The sequence below is a fragment of the Mucilaginibacter sp. L3T2-6 genome, from assembly GCF_030519355.1.
Taxonomy (GTDB): domain Bacteria; phylum Bacteroidota; class Bacteroidia; order Sphingobacteriales; family Sphingobacteriaceae; genus Mucilaginibacter.
The window spans coordinates 37,708-44,800 of the sequence record NZ_JAUMKC010000034.1; the positions used below are offsets into that span (position 1 = coordinate 37,708).

Sequence of the window (7,093 nt, forward strand, 5' to 3'; positions counted from 1 at the left end):
ATATGGACAGAAGAAAATTCGTAAAGCAATCATGTTCCCTATGTGTGGCAGCAGGTGCAGGGATGCTTATGGGGTCGCTGGCATCGTGCGGCTCAGTATTGCCGGCTTACAAAACCCAGGTGGCTGATAACAAAATTTCGGTACCGGAAACACTATTTACAGCTACGGATTTTCAACTGATCCAACCTAAGGGCATGTATTACAACATAGGCCTTAAAAAGGAAAAGGACGGTACTTACACTGCCTTGCTATTGCGCTGCACACATGCGGATAACCAGCTTACGCCTGCCGGCAATGGTTTTAAGTGCACGTTGCATGGCAGCTCGTTCGATAATGAAGGACACGTAACCAATGGCCCCGCCCAACGCCCGCTTAAGAAATACCCCACACAGATAGAATCCAACCAGATCATCATACAATTAAGTTAATCTATGAAAGCTAAACTCATTACTCTTTTTGGCATTGTGGCCCTTGTTGCTGCGGGCTGTTCAAAAGGCACTAAAGTTACCCCGAACGCGGGTGCAACGCTTGAGGGCCAGATATTGACCGATTTCCCTGCTAACCTGGCCAATCCAAACTACCTGGATATTGAAACCAAAGCAGGTATTATGAAGGATGCGGCCGCTACACTGATTGCAACACCGACAGATGATAATTTGAAAGCAACCCAGGATGCCTGGAAAAATACACGCGCAGCATGGGAGTCATGCGAAGGATTTCTTTTCGGCCCCGTTGAGGACTTTAACTACGACCCGACTATGGACTCCTGGCCGGTTAACAAGGTTGACCTTGACGGTGTATTGGCGAGCAGCAATCCGCTGGGTGTATCAGATATCGATGCGCTTGAGACTACTTTAAAAGGTTTTCACGCTATAGAATATGTTATTTTTGGTGTAGGAGGTACTAAAAAAGCATCACAGATAACCGAACGGGAGAAAACTTACCTGGCATCGTTAACACAAAGCCTTTACAATACGACCAAACAACTGGTTAACAGCTGGGACCCTTCGCAATCAGGCAATTTTACGCTGCAGGTAACCAGTGCCGGAAAAGGCAGCGCAAGGTTTGCTACCCGAAAGGATTTCTTTAAAACCCTGGTGGGTTCGATGGCCGATATCTGCGGCGAGGTTGCTGACTCAAAGATGCAGGAGCCATTTGCCGCACAGGATTCGACGCTGGATGAATCGCAGTTCTCCCACAATTCTGTTGCCGACTTTACCAATAACATCAAAGGTATCTCGAACGCTTACTTAAGCACTTACAACGGTACAAGCGGTCATAGCTTAAGTGAGCTCGTCAAGTCGAAGAATGCCTCACTGGATGCTAAGCTGCAATCGCAAATGGCGGCTGCGGTATCAGTATTCTCGCTGTTGAATGGCACCACTTACGAAAAAGCTATCTACGATAACAAAGATAAAGTAACGCAGATACAAACCGCTATCCGCACTTTAAAGGCGACGCTTGAAGAGGACCTTACCACCTTTGTTGAGACCAATATAAAAGACTAAAAAATTGAGACAGTTAAAAGTAATTGGCGCAGTGGTTTTAGCGGTAATTGTATTAGTAAAGTGCCAGAAATCTACGGTACTGCCTGAAAACCAGTACGATGATCGCCTGTCTGGGGGGGGCCAAACCGTGTTTAGTGCCACTTCTACGGCTTTCGGTAACATGTTCCCGGGCTTAACTGGGTACGATATTTACGTGCATGAACTGGGTGATGCCGTCTTCGGCCAGACATTTGTTACAGCGCCTGCGCCAATTCACAGCGGTTTAGGTACAATATTCAATAATACATCGTGTACCAACTGCCATCACAACGATGGCATTGGTTTGCCTACGGCAGGTGAATTGCAGTCGTCGTTACTGATGCGTATCAGCTTGCCGGGGGAAGATGAGCACGGCGGCCCCATGCCGGTGCCAGGTTATGGGGTTCAATTGCAGGATAAGGCGGTCTTTGGCAAACAGCCGGAGTGTAAGGTAAATATCAATTACAGCTATAAAACTTATTCTTTCGCTAATGGAGAAACATACGAGCTGCGTACGCCAACCTATACTTTAAGCAATCTTTATACGCCAATATCCGGCAGCTATATGTTATCGCCGCGTTTGGCGCCGCCGATGTTTGGGCTTGGCTTATTGGAGGCTGTTCCGGAAAGTGAAATTATCGCCTTGCAGGATCCTAACGATGCGAATGGAGATGGCATAATGGGAAGGGCAAACTATGTTTGGGATGCCCCCACCAATAGCAAAAAATTGGGGCGCTTTGGCTGGAAGGCGAACACTGCCTCAGTATTGACACAGGTGGCCGGAGCATTTAACCAGGACATGGGTATTACCACCAGCATAATGCCCGTAGAAAACAGCTTTGGACAACCGCAATATGATAAGTTAAAAGATGACCCCGAGTTGCCTGACAGCTTGTTAAATGCCGTGAAATTTTACGCGCAAACGCTTGCGGTACCGGCACGCAGAAACACGACGGATGCAACAGTAAAACGCGGATTACAGCTATTTGTACTTGCAAAATGTGTTAATTGCCATAAACAAACGCTAACAACAGGTGTAAACCTGGCTCTACCTGCTATGTCTAACCAGGTGATTCATCCATATACTGATATGCTGGTGCATGACATGGGGCCTGGCCTTGCCGACAACCGGCCGGACTATTTGGCCGGTGGGCGCGATTGGCGGACGGCGGCATTATGGGGCGTGGGCCTCTTTGAAATGGTGAACAACCCCGGATATTATTTACACGACGGTCGCGCGCGCACGCTTACCGAGGCCATTATGTGGCATGGGGGAGAAGCAGCACAATCAACCGCGTATTTCTCTAACCTGCCGAAAGCCGACAGGGATGCAATACTGAAATTTTTAAAGTCACTATAAATGATGGCAGCCTTCCGAAGTTTTTAAACCCGGGAAGGCTTACCGATGGTTGTCCAGTGCAACAATGGATCTGTGAAACAAATACACCCGCTAAATAGAATTAGTCCATCTAAGCTTCTTTACCGCCTTTTCGGATTTTCCGGACTTTACTTGGCACCAAAGCCACTTTTTTCATTCTGCATTCATAATTTCGGCGTTTTTTAGCATCTTCAAAAAATATTTTTTAATAGTGCGTTTTCGCTGGGTCATCTTGTTTTTTTTATTGTTGCCTGCGGCGGTAATGGCCCAGGGTGGTTTTATAACGGGCAATGTTACCAACGCTGAAACAAAAAACGCTATCCCGGGGGCCAGCGTTTTTTTAAGCAATTCATCTTTCGGTACGTCGACAACTGAAAGCGGCAAATATGTGCTGAATGGTGTAAGACCGGGTCAATATACACTTACAGTTACCTTATTGGGCTACGAGGACTATGCATCAACCATCCTGGTTGGCAGGGAGCCGTTAAAACTGGATATTGCATTAAAACCGAAACCGTTGATGCTGAAGGAAGTGGTTATATCATCCGCTGCCGACTGGAAAAAGAACTATGAGGCCTTCAGGAAGGATTTTATAGGTACGGACGAGAACGCCAAAAACTGTGTGGTCACCAACCCGCATGTGCTTAATCTTGCCTTTAACCGTACCAAACAAACGCTTGAAGCCAATTCGGATGAGTTTTTGGTGGTCGACAACAAAGCCCTGGGTTATCGGGTAAAGTTTTTGCTGAAAGATTTTCAAAGCGACCATCTGGCAAACGTGATAGCCTATGGCGGCGAGCGTCTTTTTGAGGAACTGCCTGGCTCTGCTGCCCAAAAAAAGAAATGGCACCAAAAACGCGAAGAAGCTTATTACGGATCGGCGATGCATTTTTTCCGGTCATTGTACACCAATAAGCTAACGGAGGACGGCTTTGTGATGTATCACTTAACCCGGCAGCTTAACCCGAACAGGCCTCCCGAAGATGTGATAAGACAAAAGGCGAAAATGTTTTATGAACGGCGGATGAAAGATTCCCTCGATTACTGGAATAGCCTGGCGACATTATCTAAATATTATAAAGAATCTTTGAGCAAGATACCCGTTATGCCGTACGAGGTGTACCAGACAACCGATAAATCAGGGATTTTTGCGTTTAAACCGCTTAATTACCTTTATGTGGTTTACACCAAAAAACGCGACGAGGTGTACAATAAAGATCTGTACCGGCCACTGGATATGCCGAACTATGAAGTAAGTGTGGTGACGATGTTTGATCCCGGGTACTCGTTATTTGATATGAACGGTATTATAATTTCTCAGCCGCCGCTGCTGGAAGGCGCCTGGGCTAAATCGCGGCTATCTGACCTGTTACCGGTAGATTATGTTCCGGATGTGAAGTAGGACAGTGAGGAAAGTCAGCAAAGTGCGGAAGTCCGAAAGACGCTTCAGACACGCCGCATCTTGTTTATAATTTTTTTACTTCCGGACTTTTCTGACTTTCCCGACTTTCGGACTAATTTATCTACCTTTACGCGTTAAATCCTTATGAATACTATTCTATCCATAGCTTCCGCATTTTACAGGTTTTTGCAGCGGCAAATGACTAAAATGTGGTGGAAAGTACTTGCCGTTATTTTTATTATTTACACACTTATAGCCGGCTTTTTGATGGGGGTTCCGGACAAGTTTATCCTCAATGAGACGATCCGCAACCTGTATTTCCACGTGCCTATGTGGATGGCCATGTTGTCGGTTTTTGTGATGTCGGTTTTCTACAGTATTAAATACCTTGGCAGCGGGCAGGAAAAGGATGACCTTGCGGCGGTAGAATGTGTAAACACGGGCCTGCTGTTTTATACGCTGGGATTAATAACCGGCATGATGTGGGCTAAATATACCTGGGGCGCCTACTGGAGCGGCGACCCAAAGCAAAACAGTGCGGCTATAGCTTTTTTACTTTATTGCGCTTACCTTGTGTTGCGCAACTCCATAGACGAGGAGCAGAAGCGCGCCAAAATATCAGCCATTTACAACATCTTCGCCTTCCCGATAATGATCGTGCTGATATTTGTTTTGCCGCGCATGACAGATTCGCTGCATCCCGGCAGCGGCGGCAACCCGGCGTTCGGAAAATACGACCTGGATGGCCGAATGAGGGCAGTGTTTTACCCTGCCATGCTTGGCTGGAGTTTCCTGGCAGTTTGGATAGCTACTATACGCTACCGCATACGTTTGATTGAACACAAAAACAATTCACTATAAATTAATGAAAAGGTTACTGGCTTTTATTTTATTGACTTTAAATTGCGCTGCTGTTTTTGCGCAGGCAGCCGACAGGCCCGAAATGGCTGATACATTCCGTAGTTCGGGTAAGATATATGTCGTGGTTGCCGTAGTGGTGATAATTTTTGTGGGGCTGGCTATTTACCTGTTTTCGATTGACAGGCGGCTGAGGAAAATAGAGAAGGATAAATAATTTACCCGCATCCCGGCCGTGAAAATGCATCTGAATGTAATATTATGCATGCATAGTAAAATTGAGAAATAAAAAATTTGCGATATTGATAAAAAAAGTACCAAATTTGGGCACTTTTTTAACGATTTAATAATTATCAACTTATTTATGGCTACTACCAATCCGGCTGCCGATCAGGATACCCACTTTTTCGGCGACGTATGTAAGAACTTTGATTACGCTGCTCAATTTACCAAACACGATGCTGGTTTGCTGGACCAGATAAAATCTTGCAACAGTGTCTACCGTTTCCGCTTTCCCATCCGCAGGGGCAATGGCTTTGAAGTAATAGACGCATGGCGCGTTGAACACTCGCAGCACCAGTCGCCAACCAAGGGCGGTATCCGTTACAGCGAAATGGTTAACGAGGACGAGGTAATGGCGCTTGCCGCACTGATGACTTACAAGTGCGCCATTGTAAACGTACCTTTTGGCGGCGCTAAAGGCGGTATAAAAATAAACCCTAAAAACTATACGGTACAGGAGCTGGAGAATATTACCCGCCGTTATACGGTTGAGTTGATAAGAAAGAACTTTATAGGTCCCAGCATTGACGTCCCTGCTCCTGACTACGGTTCCGGCGAGCGCGAGATGAGCTGGATTGCCGATACGTATGCAACTATGAACCCCGGACAACTGGACGCCATGGGCGCCGTTACCGGTAAGCCGATTGCATTGCACGGTATCGCAGGCCGCAGGGAAGCTACCGGCAGGGGAGTGGCTATCGCCATTCGCGAATGCGTTGGAGTTGCTGAGGATATGGAAAAGATAGGCCTCACAACCGGCTTATCCGGCAAGAGAGTAATTGTGCAGGGTTTGGGTAATGTAGGTTACCACTCCGCAAAATTCCTGGCTGAGTTCGGTGCTGTAATAGTTGGCCTTTGCGAGTTTGAAGGCGCAATTTATAATGAAGACGGCCTTGATGTTGACGCCGTATTTCAGCACCGCAAAGCAACCGGCTCGATATTAGGCTATGCCGGTGCAAAAAAGGAGTTCAAAAATTCGATGGAAGGCCTGGAGCAGGATTGCGATATTTTGGTACCTGCCGCATTGGAGAACCAGATAACCAGTGCGAACGTTAAAAACATAAAAGCAAAAATTATTGCAGAGGGCGCTAACGGCCCTACCTCACCCGAAGCAGAAACTGTGTTTTACGAAAAAGGCGGCTTGATTATCCCTGATATGTATGCCAACGCCGGCGGTGTAACCGTATCGTACTTTGAGTGGTTGAAAAACCTTTCGCATGTGGCATTCGGCCGTATGAACCGCAGGTTTGAAGAAAACACCAACCTTAACCTGGTTAACATGGTTGAAGGCATAACCGGTGTGGCCTTAACGCCGATGCAGCGCGCAACTATCATTAAAGGCGCATCAGAACTTGAGCTGGTGAACAGCGGGTTGGAGGATACCATGATCCGCTCATACCACGAGATAAGAGAAACTTATAAAGCAACCCCCAAAATTGATACCCTGCGTACAGCAGCCTTTGTAGGCGCTATTAATAAAATAGCCGTATCGTACCAGAACCTGGGTGTTTGGCCATGAGAACTGACTGACCAATTATATATCTGGAAAGCCGGGCTAATTTTAGTCCGGTTTTTTTTGGTGCGCCCGGCAGGGCGCATTTACTTGGCGGTGCAAGTCCGCTATGGGCCCGTTAAGGGGAACCATTA

Annotated in this window: 7 protein-coding genes; all 7 read left to right on the plus strand. The window is 46.8% G+C overall.

Going from position 1 to position 7,093, the window contains the following annotated elements:
• Positions 1–2 precede the first annotated feature (2 nt).
• The 7 genes from Q3W13_RS24425 (at position 3) to Q3W13_RS24455 (ending at position 6,965) form a co-directional block, all read left to right on the plus strand.
• Positions 3–428 carry a ubiquinol-cytochrome c reductase iron-sulfur subunit gene (locus Q3W13_RS24425; protein ID WP_302868535.1) on the plus strand — a complete coding sequence of 142 codons (426 nt, stop codon included), beginning with the start codon at positions 3–5 and terminating at the stop codon, positions 426–428.
• A gap of 3 nt (positions 429–431) precedes the next feature.
• Positions 432–1,508 (plus strand): imelysin family protein, encoded by a 1,077-nt coding sequence (locus Q3W13_RS24430; RefSeq protein ID WP_302868537.1) that lies wholly within the window; start codon positions 432–434, stop codon positions 1,506–1,508.
• A 4-nt stretch (positions 1,509–1,512) separates the two neighbouring features.
• Complete coding sequence (locus Q3W13_RS24435; RefSeq protein WP_302868539.1) at positions 1,513–2,886, plus strand: di-heme oxidoredictase family protein; 1,374 nt, start codon at positions 1,513–1,515, stop codon at positions 2,884–2,886.
• Between the two features lie 229 nt (positions 2,887–3,115).
• Positions 3,116–4,306 carry a carboxypeptidase-like regulatory domain-containing protein gene (locus tag Q3W13_RS24440; RefSeq protein ID WP_302868542.1) on the plus strand — a complete coding sequence of 397 codons (1,191 nt, stop codon included), beginning with the start codon at positions 3,116–3,118 and terminating at the stop codon, positions 4,304–4,306.
• Between the two features lie 144 nt (positions 4,307–4,450).
• The gene (gene ccsA / locus Q3W13_RS24445; RefSeq protein ID WP_302868544.1) at positions 4,451–5,167 is read left to right on the plus strand and encodes a cytochrome c biogenesis protein CcsA; all 717 of its coding nucleotides are present in this window, start codon (positions 4,451–4,453) and stop codon (positions 5,165–5,167) included.
• A gap of 4 nt (positions 5,168–5,171) precedes the next feature.
• Entirely contained in the window at positions 5,172–5,381 is a 210-nt protein-coding gene (locus Q3W13_RS24450) for a CcmD family protein (RefSeq protein WP_302868546.1), read from the plus strand.
• 147 nt (positions 5,382–5,528) lie between these two features.
• A complete protein-coding gene (locus tag Q3W13_RS24455; RefSeq protein ID WP_302868548.1) occupies positions 5,529–6,965 on the plus strand; it encodes a Glu/Leu/Phe/Val dehydrogenase in 1,437 nt (478 codons plus the stop codon).
• Positions 6,966–7,093 lie beyond the last annotated feature (128 nt).

Coding starts and splice junctions, on each gene's coding strand:
- Q3W13_RS24450 (WP_302868546.1), top strand. CDS start 5,172: ATGAAAAGGTTACTGGCTTTTATTTTATTGACTTTAAATTGCGCTGCT.
- ccsA (WP_302868544.1), top strand. CDS start 4,451: ATGAATACTATTCTATCCATAGCTTCCGCATTTTACAGGTTTTTGCAG.
- Q3W13_RS24430 (WP_302868537.1), top strand. CDS start 432: ATGAAAGCTAAACTCATTACTCTTTTTGGCATTGTGGCCCTTGTTGCT.
- Q3W13_RS24425 (WP_302868535.1), top strand. CDS start 3: ATGGACAGAAGAAAATTCGTAAAGCAATCATGTTCCCTATGTGTGGCA.
- Q3W13_RS24455 (WP_302868548.1), top strand. CDS start 5,529: ATGGCTACTACCAATCCGGCTGCCGATCAGGATACCCACTTTTTCGGC.